This is a genomic window from Ureibacillus sp. FSL K6-8385 (genome assembly GCF_038593155.1).
GTDB classification, from domain to species: Bacteria; Bacillota; Bacilli; order Bacillales_A; family Planococcaceae; genus Ureibacillus; species Ureibacillus terrenus.
This window is the reverse complement of sequence record NZ_CP151968.1, coordinates 25465-41499: the sequence shown is the minus strand read 5'-3', so window position 1 is coordinate 41499 and position 16035 is coordinate 25465. Positions and strand designations below refer to the sequence as shown.

At 43.1% G+C, this 16035-nt stretch carries 13 protein-coding genes and 1 riboswitch; of the genes, 9 read left to right on the top strand and 4 right to left on the bottom strand.

The window, feature by feature from the left end:
• Positions 1-130: 130 nt before the first annotated feature.
• The 3 genes from NST62_RS00175 to fumC all read left to right on the top strand — a co-directional run bounded on the left by NST62_RS00175 (position 131) and on the right by fumC (position 3652).
• Positions 131-1324 carry an ornithine--oxo-acid transaminase gene (locus tag NST62_RS00175; RefSeq protein ID WP_141602944.1) on the top strand — a complete coding sequence of 398 codons (1194 nt, stop codon included), beginning with the start codon at positions 131-133 and terminating at the stop codon, positions 1322-1324.
• Positions 1325-1447: 123 nt separating this feature from the next.
• Positions 1448-2002, top strand: coding sequence for a DUF1273 domain-containing protein (locus NST62_RS00170; RefSeq protein WP_328216094.1), 555 nt, complete (start codon positions 1448-1450; stop codon positions 2000-2002).
• 261 nt (positions 2003-2263) lie between these two features.
• The gene (fumC, locus tag NST62_RS00165; RefSeq protein ID WP_141602942.1) at positions 2264-3652 is read left to right on the top strand and encodes a class II fumarate hydratase; all 1389 of its coding nucleotides are present in this window, start codon (positions 2264-2266) and stop codon (positions 3650-3652) included.
• A 94-nt stretch (positions 3653-3746) separates the two neighbouring features.
• Here the strand turns inward: fumC and NST62_RS00160 are convergent, their stop codons facing one another.
• The 4 genes from NST62_RS00160 to NST62_RS00145 all read right to left on the bottom strand — a co-directional run bounded on the left by NST62_RS00160 (position 3747) and on the right by NST62_RS00145 (position 8228).
• Positions 3747-5045, bottom strand: a complete 1299-nt coding sequence (locus NST62_RS00160; RefSeq protein WP_141602941.1) for a nucleobase:cation symporter-2 family protein — start codon at positions 5043-5045, stop codon at positions 3747-3749.
• Between the two features lie 17 nt (positions 5046-5062).
• Positions 5063-5632, bottom strand: a complete 570-nt coding sequence (locus tag NST62_RS00155) for a xanthine phosphoribosyltransferase (protein ID WP_328216095.1) — start codon at positions 5630-5632, stop codon at positions 5063-5065.
• Between the two features lie 117 nt (positions 5633-5749).
• A riboswitch (purine riboswitch) is annotated at positions 5750-5851 on the bottom strand.
• Between the two features lie 121 nt (positions 5852-5972).
• Positions 5973-6674 (bottom strand): hypothetical protein, encoded by a 702-nt coding sequence (locus tag NST62_RS00150; RefSeq protein ID WP_141602939.1) that lies wholly within the window; start codon positions 6672-6674, stop codon positions 5973-5975.
• A gap of 105 nt (positions 6675-6779) precedes the next feature.
• Positions 6780-8228 (bottom strand): amino acid permease, encoded by a 1449-nt coding sequence (locus NST62_RS00145; RefSeq protein ID WP_141602938.1) that lies wholly within the window; start codon positions 8226-8228, stop codon positions 6780-6782.
• 172 nt (positions 8229-8400) lie between these two features.
• On the opposite strand from NST62_RS00145, the gene NST62_RS00140 reads away from it, so the two are divergent.
• From NST62_RS00140 to NST62_RS00115, 6 genes are all read left to right on the top strand, one after another.
• Positions 8401-9582 carry an MFS transporter gene (locus NST62_RS00140; RefSeq protein WP_141602937.1) on the top strand — a complete coding sequence of 394 codons (1182 nt, stop codon included), beginning with the start codon at positions 8401-8403 and terminating at the stop codon, positions 9580-9582.
• 72 nt (positions 9583-9654) lie between these two features.
• A complete protein-coding gene (locus tag NST62_RS00135; protein ID WP_141602936.1) occupies positions 9655-10218 on the top strand; it encodes a restriction endonuclease in 564 nt (187 codons plus the stop codon).
• 277 nt (positions 10219-10495) lie between these two features.
• On the top strand, positions 10496-11986 hold the full coding sequence (locus NST62_RS00130; protein WP_141602935.1) for a catalase: 1491 nt from the start codon (positions 10496-10498) through the stop codon (positions 11984-11986).
• 132 nt (positions 11987-12118) lie between these two features.
• Positions 12119-12571 (top strand): TetR/AcrR family transcriptional regulator, encoded by a 453-nt coding sequence (locus tag NST62_RS00125; RefSeq protein WP_342463005.1) that lies wholly within the window; start codon positions 12119-12121, stop codon positions 12569-12571.
• 40 nt (positions 12572-12611) lie between these two features.
• Positions 12612-14243 (top strand): acyl-CoA dehydratase activase, encoded by a 1632-nt coding sequence (locus tag NST62_RS00120; protein WP_342463004.1) that lies wholly within the window; start codon positions 12612-12614, stop codon positions 14241-14243.
• On the top strand, positions 14212-15993 hold the full coding sequence (locus NST62_RS00115; RefSeq protein WP_342463003.1) for an acyl-CoA dehydratase activase-related protein: 1782 nt from the start codon (positions 14212-14214) through the stop codon (positions 15991-15993). Before NST62_RS00120 ends, NST62_RS00115 begins: the two co-directional genes overlap by 32 nt.
• Positions 15994-16035: the final 42 nt, after the last annotated feature.

Sequence of the window (16035 nt, the reverse complement as noted above, 5' to 3'; positions counted from 1 at the left end):
CGTCAGGATAACCTTTTATCTGTCCCTCCGATTAAATGCAAAGGTCATTATATATAATGGAAGTAGAAGCAATGTTGTCAACCAAAGGGATGGGTTGTTTCGCTTCAGTACACTTTTAAGGGGGATTCATATGGGAAAATTGTCAAAAGAGATTATTGAAATCACTGAGCAATATGGTGCCCGAAACTATAAGCCTCTTCCTGTCGTCATCAGCGAAGCGGAAGGGGTATGGGTAAAGGACCCTGAGGGAAATGAATATATGGATATGCTTTCTTCCTATTCCGCCCTCAATCAGGGCCACCGCCATCCAAAGATCATACAAGCCTTAAAAGATCAGGCAGATCGCGTAACTTTGACATCCCGTGCTTTCTACAACGACCAGCTTGGCCCCTGGTATGAAAAGATTTGCCGAATAACAGGAAAAAACATGGTATTGCCGATGAATACAGGTGCCGAAGCTGTCGAATCCGCCATCAAAGTGGCCCGGCGCTGGGCATATGATGTGAAAGGCGTCGAAGAAAACAAAGCCGAAATCATCGGATGCACCGGCAATTTCCACGGACGGACAATGGTTCCGGTTTCCCTATCATCCGAGAAGGAATACCAGCGCGGATTCGGACCGTTAATTCCGGGAATCAAAATCATTCCATATGGTGATATTGAAGCCCTAAAAAAAGCCATCACGCCAAACACAGCCGCATTTATTGTTGAACCCATCCAGGGTGAAGCCGGCATCGTTGTGCCCCCTGATGGATTTTTAAAAGAAGCTTCCCAAATTTGCAAAGAACAAAATGTGTTGTTTATCGCGGATGAAATTCAAACAGGTCTTGGGCGCACTGGCAAAATGTTTGCCTGTGAGTGGGAAGATGTCGTGCCGGATGTTTATGTGCTTGGAAAGGCGCTCGGTGGAGGGGTCATTCCGATTTCGGCCGTGGTGGCAGACAGCAATATTTTAGGCGTTCTAAACCCCGGTTCCCACGGTTCCACTTTCGGCGGAAACCCGCTGGCATGTGCCGTATCCATTGCCGCCCTGGAAGTCATCGAGGAAGAAAAATTGGTGGAACGTTCATTGGAACTGGGCGAATATTTCAAAGAACAATTATTGAAAATCAAATCCCCGGCCATTAAAGAAGTGCGCGGGAGAGGGCTATTCATTGGTATTGAATTGAAAGAACCGGCCCGAAAGTACTGCGAGCGATTGATGGAAAAAGGGCTGTTGTGCAAAGAAACCCATGAATATGTGATCCGTTTGGCTCCCCCATTAACCATTACGAAAGAACAAATTGATTGGGCACTGGAGCGGATAAAAGAAATCTTTCAGTGATGTTTCTGACAAATCATGAAAACAGGGCGAAAAATCGCCCTGTTTTTCTTTTAAAAATAGATTATTCCTTTGAATCTCCCCTTCCTTTCGTTATAGTATGGTATTACAAGCGAGGGATGCAAAATGATTCGGAGGCTGTACGTTTCAGGATATAAACCTCATGAACTGGGAATTTTCAATGAAAAACATCCGGGCATACAAATTTTGAAAAAGTCCATCGAAAACGAATTAAGAAATCTCATTGATCAAGGCCTGGAATGGGTGATTATCAGCGGGCAGCCCGGGGTGGAAACATGGACTGCCGAAGTGGTCATGGATCTCAAAAAGGAATTCCCCCATTTGAAATTTGCCGTCATTACACCTTTCTTAGATATGGAGAAAAATTGGAAACCAGAAAAGCAGGAAAAATTCGCATATATCCTCAGCAACGCGGATTTCGTGACAAGCGTCACTAAAAAGCCTTATGAAGCCCCATGGCAATATATTGAAAAGGATAAATTTATCATTCAAAATACCGATGCCCTGCTGCTCATTTATGACGAAGATCATGAAGGATCTCCCAAATATTTAAAACGGCTTGCGGAGAAATATATGGAGAAAAACGAATATGAAATGTTCATCATCACTTCTTACGATTTGCAAATGATTGCGGAAGAAATGCAAAGGGGTGAATGGTAAGATTAAAAATTGAAAATTCCCTGTTGACATTTTAATTGATAATGATTATCATTATCGTAAATAGAAAATTCCGGGCTGAACCCCAAAAAATTCTCGTATACATTTTTTCAAAATCAGTTTTTATACACATGTCTATATCCCCCTATATTGTATAGACATTCATTTTTAGGGCTGCAACCTGCCAGTTGCAGCCAAATTTTTATTATAAATGCTATTTTTGAGTTACAATACTAATAAAAGATGAAAAAGGAGTTGTGGCAAATGGAGTATCGCATTGAAAGAGACACATTGGGAGAAGTGCGTGTACCAGCGGATAAAATATGGGGAGCTCAAACACAACGCAGTAAGGAAAATTTCCAAATCGGCACTGAAAAAATGCCGATGGAAGTGATCCGCGCTTTTGCTATTTTAAAAAAATCTGCAGCAATCGCCAATAAAAAGTTGAATAATTTATCGCCCGAGAAAGCGGATGCAATCATTAAAGCTGCTGAAGAAATTCTCGACGGCAAATGGGATGACCAATTTCCTCTTGTCGTATGGCAAACAGGCAGCGGTACCCAATCCAATATGAATGTGAATGAAGTCATCGCGCACCGTGCCAATCAATTATTGGAAGAGCAAGGATCCACGGAAAAAGTGCATCCAAATGATGATGTGAACATGAGCCAAAGCTCCAACGACACATTCCCGACTGCGCTGCACATTGCCGCTGTTCAAATCGTGGAAGATTACTTATTGCCCCGTCTGCAATTGTTGAAAAATACATTAAAAGAAAAATCCGAAGCTTTCCAGGACATTATTAAAATCGGCCGCACGCACTTGCAAGATGCAACGCCTTTAACGTTGGGACAAGAAATCAGCGGCTGGTACTATATGCTTGAGCGGTCCGAAGAAATGATCAAACAAAATACAGAGTATCTGAAAAGCCTGGCCATTGGAGGTACAGCTGTCGGCACCGGCATTAACGCCCATCCGAAATTCGGCGAAATGGTCGCTGAAGAAATCAGCAACATTACGGGGAAAAAATTCATTTCTTCACCGAATAAATTCCATGCATTAACAAGCCATGATGAAATCGTTGCAGCCCACGGTGCATTGAAAGCGCTTGCTGCAGACTTAATGAAAATCGCTAACGACGTCAGATGGCTTGCAAGCGGCCCTCGCAGCGGCATCGGTGAAATTACCATCCCTGCAAACGAACCGGGAAGCTCCATCATGCCGGGCAAAGTAAATCCTACACAATCCGAAGCATTGACAATGGTCGTTACACAAGTGATAGGAAATGATGCAACAATCGCCTTTGCTGCCAGCCAAGGAAACTTTGAACTCAACGTATTTAAACCGGTGATCATCTATAACTTCCTTCAATCCGCCCGTCTGCTCGCGGATGCCATGAAATCCTTCAATGACAAATGCGCAGTGGGCATCGAGCCAAATCATGAAGTGCTTAAACGCAACTTGGAAAACTCATTGATGCTTGTGACTGCGTTGAATCCATATATCGGTTATGAAAATGCGGCAAAAATCGCTAAAAAAGCTCATGCGGAAGGTATAACTTTAAAAGAAGCCGCCCTTTCCCTTGGCCTACTGACAGAAGAACAATTCGACGAGTATGTCGACCCGAAAAAAATGATTTATCCAAATCTCTGATTTGCTTAACGTTGCATTTTCATCCCTTAACATACCCCTTTATATACAAAAACCGGCCGGGTTTTCCCGACCGGTTTTTTCGCGCTGGACATGTTTATTCTTTGATCGCGCCTGCTTGCAAGGATTTTTCTTTCTTCGGACCAATCATATTAAAGAGAACATTTAACACAATCGCTGACACAGACCCGCACACAATCCCATTGGACGTTAGAATGGAAAGGCTGTCCGGCAACACTTTGAAAATATCCGGAACAAATGCCACACCGGCTCCAAGAGCCACTGAAATGGCGACAATCATTGTATTTTCCGGTGATTTCAAAATCTCAGGAGCAAGCATGGTGATTCCTTGCGTCAACACCATCCCAAACATAGCGAGCATCGCGCCCCCTAATACAGCTGTCGGGATGATTGTCGTAAGTGCCGCAATTTTTGGAAAGAAGCCTAAAGCGACAAGCATGCCGCCCGTAATAAAGATGACTTTCCGTTCTTTAACTCCTGTCATTTTAATGAGCCCGACGTTTTGGGAAAACGTTGTATATGGGAATGCATTAAAAATTCCTCCGATGACGGAAGCCAACCCTTCCGAACGGTAACCGCGGGCCAAATCACCGGAAGTGATCTTCTTTTTCTCAATATCTCCCAAAGCAAAATATACCCCGCTTGATTCCACCAGCGAAACCATTGCTACAAGGGTCATCGTAATGATGGAAGCCGGATCGAAAGCCGGCGTCCCAAAATAAAAAGGTTTCACCATATGGAACCAACCTGCTTCGGCCACAGGGGAAAAATCAACTTTCCCCATAAAAATACCAACAATTGTCCCCAATATTAATCCTAATAAAATGGAAATTGAACGGATAAAGCCGGATGCAAATCGATAAATCACTAAAATGATCAGCAGTGTTATTAATGCTAAAGCAATGTTGGAGGCAGATGCGAAATCCGGAGCTCCTTGCCCTCCTCCCATATTGTTCATTGCCACCGGAACTAACGAAATGGCAATGATTGTGACAACCGAACCGGTTACAACAGGTGGAAAAAATTTTACCAGTTTTCCAAATATTCCAGATATTAAGATTACAATGAGTCCGGAAGCTATAATGGCTCCATAGATGGCATCGATTCCATTATTTTTGCCAATGGCAATAATAGGGAATACCGCGGTAAAAGTACAGCCTAGCACCACAGGCAATCCAATCCCGAAGAATTTTCCTCTCATCGCCTGGATCAATGTGGCAACACCGCACATCAAAATATCGATTGCTACCAGATAAGTAACTTGTTCATCACTAAATCCCAACTCTTTTCCAATCGTCAACGGCACTAAAATAGCCCCAGCATACATCGCCAATAAATGCTGCAAACCAAGGGTGATCGCTTTTCCGTTCGTCATTTTGATATCCTCCTAAATTAGGCAAACTCAATGGTATTGTTTTTCAAAGACTTGATAATGGCCAAAGACTCTACGCGGACCCCTTTTTCACGCAGCATTTTTCCGCCATTCTGGAATCCTTTTTCAATCACAATGCCGACTCCGACCACTTTGCATCCCGCTTGTTCCGCAATATCCAACAATCCCTTGACCGCTTCGCCGTTCGCCAGAAAATCGTCGATAATGACCACATTATCGTCCGGTGACAAGAAATCTTTGGAAACAGAAATTTCGTTCATTTCCTGTTTTGTAAAGGAATAGACTTTTGAAGTATATAAATCTCCTGAAAGCGTCAAAGATTTTTTTTTGCGGGCAAATACGACCTTCGCCCCAATCGCCAGTCCCAACATCGTTGCAGGAGCGATTCCGGAAGATTCGATCGTTAGCACCTTTGTAATCACTTCATCCTTAAACCGGTTGGCAAATTCTTCTCCTATCTCTTTCATCAAAAGCGGATCGATTTGATGATTCAAAAATGAATCGACTTTGAGCACTGTATCGGATAGGACTTTCCCTTCTTTTACGATTTTTTCTTTTAACAGATCCATGAAAGAATCTCCCTTTCGTTATTCCTTATAATAAAAAAACCCGAAAGACCTTTCCTATGAGGAACAAGCCTTTCGAGCAAATCGAAAGCACCTAGACTTGCTGCAAACGCATCCGACAAATCTATATAATCCCCTCATAGTCGACTTATTTACGGTAAGTCGGTAGAAACTCGCAGGCCATATTCCCGCAATTATATGAGTGATATTTATTATTTTGAATGTTTATAATTATAAACACGCCATTTGTCGAATGCAAGACATTTATATAAAAAACGTCTGTATTATTCGGAAATCACTGCAAATTCAATCATTTTCCAATAGAATTGTTCGTATTTTCAGTTTATTCTAAACTATTTAACAGTCCGGAAAGAGTCTCTTTCACTTTTCCAAATGTAGCCCCTTCTTTTCCAAAGTATGACATATTGCGACAGGCAAGGACTTTACATGTTTCTCCATTTCGGAGAGGATACTCCGCAATAATACCCAGCTTTTCAAGTTCCTGCACCGTTCCGGTATGAAAGGCATCGGCTTTGTGAACCAATCGGTCCTGATAAATTTCCCGAAATTCATCAAAAGCCTTGGAGCCTTGGATGATGATGATTTCCGGCCCAAATTCATGAAGCACTTCTTCAAACAACCTTTTCCCTGTTTGATAAAGTACATGGTTTTCTTTTTTCATTTGTTTAAATTGTTTATCATCTTTTGCCATAAAAGCATTTACATACGTTAACACAACGTTTTCACCGAATTTCTCCTTCATCCATTGGGAAAAATTCAAACTTCCTTTATATTCCCTCGAAGCTGCATCGATTTCAACACCGTTCAACTGTTCAAACAGTTCCTGATCCACCAGCGAATCCGCGTATATTTTCGCATCGTCCAAATGAAAATGGGCAAATGTTTCCGGATAAAAACCGACTAAAAATACCCTCGATTTATAAGGATTTCCATTCACCTGGAACGGACGGTACATGATTTCCTGGGAGTACCCATCCCTAATCCAATCGCTAATTTTTTTGAAAAAACCCACTGAAACTGTCATTGTGATTCATCCTTTACAAATCTTTCGTCCCATTGAAAATAAATCCTGCAAAACGCCGTCTTTTCACATTATATCAGCCGGGACGCCTGTTTGTTATAATCAAAATCATTTTTCCTTACCTGCATCCAAATTGCATTCCTCGAGAGGGATGAGTTTCGTTTTATGTTTTATCTTATACCCCAACCATAGGAGGATAAACAGCGGCAATCCGATGTAGGAAACTGCAATTCCATGCCAATCAATTGCGCCGATAAACGCCTGATAATTTTGGCCGATAATGACAACAAGGCACAATATCAGCGCAAACAAGGAACCGAACGGATAAACGGGTGATATATAAGGCAAGTCTTTCAAATCTCTCCCCTGTTTTATATAAGCTTTGCGGAACCGGTAATGGCTGATGGCGATTCCCGCCCAAGCAATAAAACCGGACAATCCGGAGGCATTCAGCAGCCAAATATAAACAACCCCGTCTCCAAAAAAGGAAGACAGAAAGGCCAAACAACCGACGGCAAGGGTGGCGAGCAAAGCATAAATCGGCACCCCTCTGCTGTTGACTTTTGCAAAAACTTTTGGCGCTTTCCCTTCCACAGCCAATTGCCACAACATGCGGGAAGAAGCATATAATCCCGAATTCCCTGCGGAAAGCATTGCCGTTAAAATGATGGCATTCATCAAAGAAGCGGCAAACGTGATTCCCGACCGTTCAAACACCAATGTAAACGGAGATACCGCCACATCTTCCGACAAAAGCCGCGAATCTGTATAAGGAATGAGCAAACCGATTGCAAGGATGGCCAATATGTAAAACAACAATATGCGCCAAAATACGGAACGCACGGCTTTCGGTATATTTTTTCCGGGATCTGCCGTTTCCCCTGCTGCAACCCCTAACAATTCCGTTCCCTGGAAGGAAAATCCTGCTGCCAAAAAGATACCCAACGCCGCAAGAAAGCCCCCATTAAACGGTGCTTCCCCGATAAAGAAGTTGGTAAATCCAATCCGGTCCTTGCCAATGATTCCAAAAATCATTAAATAAGAGATGATAATGAAGATGACGACGGTAGCCACTTTCACCATGGCAAACCAATATTCACTTTCGCCATACGCATTAACCGATAAGATATTAAAAGTGAGAACCACCGCAATAAAAAGAACGGTCCAAAAAGCGGAGGAGCTATCCGGAAACCAATATTTCATGATTAAATTGACCGCCGAAATTTCCGCGGCAATGGTGATGGCCCAGTTGTACCAATAATTCCATCCCATCGCAAATCCGAAAGCCGGATCTACGAAATTGGATGCATATGTGCTGAATGAACCGGAAGAAGGCATATAGGCCGCCATTTCTCCTAAACTCGTCATCAGAAAGAACACCATCATTCCGATCAGCACATAGGCAAGCAATGCCCCGCCAGGCCCCGCCTGGGCAACGGATGCGCCGCTTGCCAGGAACAATCCCGTTCCGATCGTTCCCCCTAAACTGATCATGGTAATATGCCGCCTTTTTAAGCCGCGTCTTAGTTGTTTCTGTTGCTCGATCTGTTTTCTCATAAAAATAAAACTCCCTTTGACCAACTACCTTTTCGACAAAGTACCCTGTTTTTGAAAAGCAAATTTCTACCAAAATTTACACCTAAGAGGTATTATTATACTTGTATCCATTTCGAATGGCACTTTATTAATATAACATTATTTTTTTATTTTGAATTGCCGGAGGTTCTTGATGAAGATGGCTCGGGAATTCCCTTTGACTTTTTCGACCTTTCTATTCTTTTTGGCTATTATTTTTTTTGCAACGACTGTCAGGACTCCAATTACCGGTGTAGGCACCATCATTTCTTATATCCGCGATGATTTGGGCATTTCCAATACTTTGGCAGGTTTTTTGACGACCATTCCCCTTTTGGCCTTTGCCATCGTTTCTCCCTTTGCACCAAAGATAGCGCGTCGGCTTGGCATGGAACATACACTGTTTTACTCGCTGGTTCTCTTGACAATCGGCATATTTATCAGATCCGCAGGCAATATTTCCTTATTAATTATCGGCACTATTTTAATCGGTGTTGCCATTTCCTTTGGAAATGTATTATTTCCCAGCTTTTTCAAGGCGAAATATCCGTCTCGGGTCGGCCTGTTGACAGGGATTTATACTGTATCCATGAACATTTCTGCAGCGGCATCCCTCGCGTTCAGCCAGCCTGTTGCCGAACTCTCCGGCTGGCAAGGCGCCCTTGGATGCACCGTAATTTTAGTCATCGTTACAATGGTGGCATGGATTCCGATTCTGCGCAGTGAAAAGGTTTCGCAAAACCAATCCGGAAATGGACAAAAAGCCGTGAAAGTGTGGAAGTCCCCTCTCGCCTGGGCGATTGCAATGGCAATGGGAACCCAGTCTTTGTTGTTTTATTGTTCCACCGCCTGGATTCCGGAGATTCTGGTGTCGCAAGGGTTGCGTTCGGACCAGGCCGGATGGATGGCTTCCGTTTTCCAGTTATCGCAAATGCCGATGACATTTTTCATTCCGCTGCTTGCGGAAAAATTGTCATCCCAGCGCCCGATAGTCTATTTCTTTACATTGTGTTACCTTATTGGTTTCGGCGGCCTTTTATTTCAATGGACCGGCGGAACACTCATATGGATGATTCTCTTGGGCCTTGCCGCCGGGGCTTCCTTTGGCCTTGTATTAATGTTTTTCACTTTGCGCACAAGAACCGCTTACGAGGCATCTGAAATTTCCGGGTTCGCGCAGTCTTTCGGTTATCTCATTGCCGCAATCGGCCCCGTATTATTCGGTTTCATCCAGGAAGCGACAGGCAGCTGGGCCCTGCCAAATATCTTGTTTATCGCTGCATCCCTTATTTTATTTATTTTTTCTTTCATCAGTTCGAAGAATCGATACATTTAAACAAAACACAAACATATGTACCCTTTTTGTGTTACTATATAGAGAGAGTAATATAGCAAGGGGTTAGGACTGTTGGCCAAAAAAAAACAGAAAAAAAGAAAGAAGAAGACATTTACCCGGTTTCTATTTCAGTTGTCCCTCATCTTCGCCGGCTGCATCGGCTGGTACTATACGGAAAATTTGAAGGGCGTGTTCATTTCAATGGGGAGCTTTTTGCTCTTCTGGATCCTCGTTAAAATATGGTGGAAAACAAGAGGATATTTCCGTCTTCGGAAAGCCGGCATTAAACAAATCGATGAAATGACAGGCGAAGAATTTGAGGCGTTTTTAGGAAGGCTTTTTAAAAAACGCGGATTTAAAGTCACCTATACGAAAACTTCCGGCGATTATGGCGCCGATCTTATATTGCAGGACAGGGAAAATACGATTGCCGTACAGGCAAAAAGATATTCCGGCGCTGTCGGGGTAAAAGCCGTACAGGAAGTCATTGGAGCGTTAAAAATGTACAATGCGACGGAAGCATGGGTTGTTACAAACAGTTATTTTACCAAACAAGCGCAAAAACTTGCGGAGTCGAACGATGTCTACTTAATCGACCGCGATGATTTAATTGAAATCATCCTCGACTCCAAATGATAATGAAGGGTGCTCATCTAAAGGATGGGCACCCTTTTTTTATTTTCAATTACAATATTACATTTTCAATTAAATCCATGTTTTAAAAGTTAAATACTATGCGAAACAACCAAACAAAACTTTAATTTATTATAATTAATCAAAAGATATTAAAATTTAACAATATGAATTTAACTTGTAAAAAATTCTTAAAAATAATTATTCTAATTTAGTAGAAATTTTTATTTAAGTTTGGTATAGTAATAATCAAAGAAATGAGCCAGGAGGAGGAACCAATATGTCAAACCATAAGAATAATCGACATTTATTTACAAAAGCGAACGGTGCTCCAGTCATCAGCAACCATGATTCCATGACGGCCGGCAAAAGAGGTCCGGTTTTATTGCAAGACGTATGGCTAATTGAAAAACTTGCTAACTTCAACCGCGAAGTGATTCCGGAACGGCGCATGCATGCCAAAGGTTCCGGAGCCCACGGTGTGTTTACAGTGACAAATGATATTACAAAATACACGAAAGCAAAAATGTTCTCACAAGTTGGAAAGAAAACTCCGCTCTTCATCCGCTTCTCCACAGTGGCAGGTGAGCGCGGATATGCTGATGCCGTACGTGATATCCGCGGTTTCGCCATTAAATTCTATACAGAAGAAGGAAACTGGGACTTGGTCGGCAATAACACGCCGGTATTCTTCTTCCGCGATCCATTGCATTTTATTGATTTGAACCACGTGGTAAAACGGGATCCGCGCACAAATATGCACAACCCAAACAGCAACTGGGATTTCTGGACATTGCTTCCTGAATCATTGCACCAAGTCACTATTACAATGTCTGACCGCGGCATCCCGGCAAGCTACCGCCATATGCACGGTTTCGGTTCACATACGTACAGCTTGATCAACGAAGATAATGAACGCGTTTGGGTGAAATTCCACTTCATCACACAACAGGGCATTAAAAACTTGACTGACGAAGCGGCGGCCGAATTAAGAGGCAAAGACCCGGATTCACACCAACGCGACCTTTATAACGCCATTGAAAACGGTGACTATCCAAAATGGAAAATGTATATCCAAGTGATGACAGAAGAACAGGCAAAAGAAATGCCATATAACCCGTTTGATTTAACAAAAGTATGGTATAAAAAAGACTTCCCGCTTATTGAAGTCGGTGAAATCGAATTGAATAAAAACCCTGAAAACTACTTTGCCGAAGTAGAACAGGCTGCATTCTCGCCATCCAACATCGTGCCTGGCATTGGTTATTCTCCAGACCGCATGCTGCAAGCACGCATCTTTGCCTATGCCGATGCTCAACGCTATCGTTTAGGTGTGAACCATTACTTGTTGCCAATCAACGCACCAAAATGTCCATTCCGCACATTCCACCGCGATGGGGCAATGCGCTTCGACGGCAACCTGGGAAGCACATTGAATTATGAACCTAACAGCTATGGGGAATGGCAGCATCATCCTGAATTGAAAGAGCCGCCTCTCAAACTTGAAGGCGATGCCGATATTTACGACTTCCGCGAAGATGACGACAATTATTTTGAACAGCCTGGTAAATTGTTCCGCTTAATGAGCGCAGACGAACAGCAACGGCTATTTGAAAACACGGCCCGCGCGATGGAAGGAGTGGAAGAATTCATCAAACGCCGCCACATTTTACACTGCTATTTGGCAGATCCTGCTTACGGCGAAGGGGTTGCAAAAGCCCTTGGATTATCCCTTGACGGCATGGATTTGTCCAATCCATATAAAAAATAATCAAAAACTGTACTGTTCCACGAACCTGTTAAAATCGCTTACAACATCATCTGCCAATCATTGATTCCAAAACCTGCTTTACCTTGAAAAGTAAAGCAGGTTTTTGTTTTATTAACCGGTGTCAATGTCGCTTTGATCAACTACTATTTTGGCTCAAAGGAAAATTTGATCAATGAAGCCATTCATTCATTAATCACATCTCTAAAAGACACTTTTACCATTTTCGATGATCCTTCTTTGACACCGAAAGAACAAATAAGAGGATTTTTGCTCCAATATTTGCGCATCTTTCGGAAGTACCCTTTCATCATCCATTTGGTAATGCAAGAAAATTCGGTTTTTTATAAAAGCCAGATAGAATATTTCGAATTTCTCAACACCATTGGCATGAAAAAATTTAAAAATGCAATCCGGAAAGCTTCCGGCGAAGAAGATCCAAAGAAACTGACCATTATGGTGTCCCATTTAATCGGGGCCGCTCTGCTGCCGACACTTATAGAACCGCTCTATGAATATGTAACGGGATCCCCCTTTTCAAACATCGAAACGCAAATTGATATTTTGCTTCAACAATATTTCTCTTGATATCCGGTATTATAAACTATTGGTTAAAGGGATGATGTTCATGGCACTCCATATAGGATTGGATGTTGGATCTACCACAGCAAAACTCGTAGTCTTGAACGAGAAAAAGGAAATTTTGTATAAAGTCTATCAGAGACACTTTTCCGATATAAAAAATACGACATTGGCATTGCTTCAAACGGTGGCGCAAAAATTTCCGAATGCAAATTGCAAAATGAGCGCCAGCGGTTCCTCGGGATTAGGGATCTCCGAAAAAACCGGCATCCCGTTTATTCAGGAGGTAGTCGCTTGTACAGAAGCGGTAAAAGCCACTCAACCGAATATTGATGTGATTATCGAACTCGGCAGTGAAGATGCCAAAATCATTTATTTGACGAACGGCCTTGAACAGCGGATGAATACCGCTTGTGCAGGAGGAACCGGCACGTTTATTGACCAAATTGCCGCCCTTTTGGATACGGACGCCGCCGGATTGAATGAATTGGCAAAGGGTGCCGAGAAAATTTATCCAATCGCTTCCCGCTGCGGTGTTTTTGCAAAAACGGATGTGCAGCCGTTATTGAACGAGGGGGCACGCAAAGAAGACATTGCGGCCAGTGTCTTTCAAGCGGTCGTCAACCAAACGATTGCAGGACTTGCCAATGGCCGTCCGATTCGCGGCAATGTTGCTTTCCTCGGAGGTCCATTGACATTTTTGACAGAACTCCGAAAACGGTTTATCGAAACCCTCCGCTTGACAGATGAACAAGTTTTACATAATGAAAATGGTCATTATTATGTAGCATTGGGTGCGGCTTTGGAATGCCAGCAAGAGAATTTCATTAACATAAATGAAATCATTCGTATTCTTAGCCATTCAGAGCCGGTTGTAAGCGTTTCAAATGTCAATAAAAATGGCGTCCTCTTTGAAACGGAAGAAGACTTTCTTGCATTTAAACAACGGCACGATAAAGCAAAGGTACCTAAAGCCCCATTAAAAGATTATCAAGGAAACGCTTTTTTGGGCATCGATGCCGGTTCAACGACAACCAAAATGGTACTGATCGGCGAAGGGGATGAAGTGTTATACACCTTTTATGAAAAAAATAAAGGAAACCCCATTGAAACCGTTCGGGAAGGATTATCCAAATTATATGAACAGCTCCCTAAAGATGTGAAAATCCGACGATCGGCAGTCACAGGCTATGGGGAGAAGCTCATCCAATCCGCCTATCAAGTAGATGATGGTTTAATAGAAACCGTCGCCCACTATCAGGCAGCGAAAAAATTTCAGCCTGATGTGGACTTTATCATCGATATCGGCGGCCAGGACATGAAATGCATCAAAATCAAAAACGGCGTGATTGACAGCATCCATTTAAATGAAGCTTGTTCTGCCGGATGCGGCTCCTTCCTGGAAAGCTTCGCCGAAACGTTGGGCAAAAGCGTCCAGGAATTCTCGAAACTTGCCCTTACCGCAAAGGCGCCGGTCGATTTGGGCTCCCGCTGCACCGTTTTTATGAATTCCCGGGTGAAACAGGTCCAAAAAGAAGGGGCATCTATCGAAAATATTTCGGCCGGACTTGCCTACTCCATTGTTACAAACGCCTTATACAAAGTAATCAAACTGAAATCCGTCGAAGAATTGGGAGATAAAATTGTTGTTCAAGGAGGCACAAAAAGCGCGCAATGAAGATATTAAATTCAATGAATGGCTGCGGCGCCGGGGAGAAGAGGTGCTGAAACAATTGAAAGAGGAAGGCAAGATCGGCATTGTGTTGGCAGGACATCCATATCATATCGATCCCGCCATCAACCACGATTTGCCTGACGAAATTATCCGCCTGGATATGGCCGTTTTAACGGAAGATGCAATCAGCCATTTGGCTCCCTCGAAATCCCGGGATGAAGTCGTGAATCAATGGACTTTCCATTCTCGTCTTTATGAGGCGGCAGAAGTGGTAAAGGAACATCCTAACCTTGAACTTTTGCACATCACTTCTTTTGGATGCGGGCTTGATGCTATTACAACCGATGCCGTTCAAGAAATATCGGAAAATGGCAACCAGCTTTATACTTGGATTAAAGTCGATGAGATTTCGAATTTAGGGGCAGCCCGCATTCGCCTCCGATCAATGAAGGCGGCGATTGAAGAACGAAAAAACAACCATATCACGGGGGCTGCGAAGAAAGAATGGAGGGAACAGCAAGAAGCCGTCTATGATAAGAAAGCCAAAAAAATATATACAATATTGGCTCCCCAAATGGTGCCAACCCACTTTAAATTGTTTGAAGAAGCCTTTAATTTACACGGATACCGTTTGAAGGTTTTGGAGGAAGTGGAAGAAAAAGATATAGAAGAGGGGTTGCGGTACGTCAATAACGATGCCTGTTACCCGGCCATTGTCACAATCGGCCAATTAATTGACAATCTGAAAAAAGGCGATTACGACTTAAATCGCACAGCTGTCATCATGCCCCAGACGGGCGGTGGCTGCCGCGCAACCAATTACTTTGCCCTGCTGCAAAAAGCGCTGAAAAACGCCGGCATGGGACAAGTGCCGGTGCTTTCGCTCAGTGCCAAATCCATCAGCGGCAAAAAACATACCGGATTCCGCATCAATTTTCCGCTTGCCAAAAAGCTTGTCATCGCCGCGAATCTCGGAGATTTGCTGCTTCGTCTGAAGCTTGCTGTCCGTCCTTATGAAACAGTCAAAGGAGCGGCTGAAGCTGTCTATCGAAAATGGTTGGAAAAATCGAAATATATCCTTTCCAACTTCACAGTGAAAGAATATAAGAAGCTAATTCAGGAAATCATTGATGACTTCAATAATATCGGTGTAACGGACGAGAAAAAACCGAAAGTCGGCGTGGTCGGTGAAATTTTAGTCAAGTTCCATCCATATGCCAACAACCAAGTGGTGAAACTCATCGAAGAAGAAGGCGGAGAAGCTGTTGTACCGGATTTCATCGACTTCTTCTTATACGGCCTGTACAACCGGAACTACAAATCGGAACACTTCGGCTTCTCAAAATGGGATTCGATTGCAGGGAATATTTCCATAGAGTTTATTGAATATTACCGGAAACCTGTGCGGAAAGCATTGCAGGAAAGCGGCCGTTTTTCGGCGTCGCTCGAAATATCCGAAATCGCCGAAAAAGCTTCGAAATTTTTGAGCCTCGGCAACCAAATGGGGGAAGGCTGGCTGCTTTCCGGGGAAATTGCCGAATTGATGGATGCCGGTGTACAAAATGTTGTTTGCGTCCAGCCTTTTGGATGCTTGCCAAACCATATTGTTGGAAAAGGCATGTTCAACGCGATAAAAAAATCGTATCCAAACGCCAACTTTGTGGCGATCGATTATGATGCAAGCATCAGCAAAGTCAATCAGGTCAACCGCATCAAACTGATGATGAGCGTCGCCAGAAGCAATATGGCTTAATAAAGAAAGCTGTCTTAAAAGCCCGCTGCTTTTAAGACAGCT

Bases quoted from the DNA above. Each gene is read 5' to 3' on its own strand.
- NST62_RS00140 (WP_141602937.1), top strand. From the start codon at position 8,401: ATGAAGATGGCTCGGGAATTCCCTTTGACTTTTTCGACCTTTCTATTC.
- fumC (WP_141602942.1), top strand. From the start codon at position 2,264: ATGGAGTATCGCATTGAAAGAGACACATTGGGAGAAGTGCGTGTACCA.
- NST62_RS00155 (WP_328216095.1), bottom strand. From the start codon at position 5,632: ATGGATCTGTTAAAAGAAAAAATCGTAAAAGAAGGGAAAGTCCTATCC.
- NST62_RS00150 (WP_141602939.1), bottom strand. From the start codon at position 6,674: ATGACAGTTTCAGTGGGTTTTTTCAAAAAAATTAGCGATTGGATTAGG.
- NST62_RS00170 (WP_328216094.1), top strand. From the start codon at position 1,448: ATGATTCGGAGGCTGTACGTTTCAGGATATAAACCTCATGAACTGGGA.
- NST62_RS00120 (WP_342463004.1), top strand. From the start codon at position 12,612: ATGGCACTCCATATAGGATTGGATGTTGGATCTACCACAGCAAAACTC.
- NST62_RS00175 (WP_141602944.1), top strand. From the start codon at position 131: ATGGGAAAATTGTCAAAAGAGATTATTGAAATCACTGAGCAATATGGT.
- NST62_RS00130 (WP_141602935.1), top strand. From the start codon at position 10,496: ATGTCAAACCATAAGAATAATCGACATTTATTTACAAAAGCGAACGGT.
- NST62_RS00160 (WP_141602941.1), bottom strand. From the start codon at position 5,045: ATGACGAACGGAAAAGCGATCACCCTTGGTTTGCAGCATTTATTGGCG.
- NST62_RS00145 (WP_141602938.1), bottom strand. From the start codon at position 8,228: ATGAGAAAACAGATCGAGCAACAGAAACAACTAAGACGCGGCTTAAAA.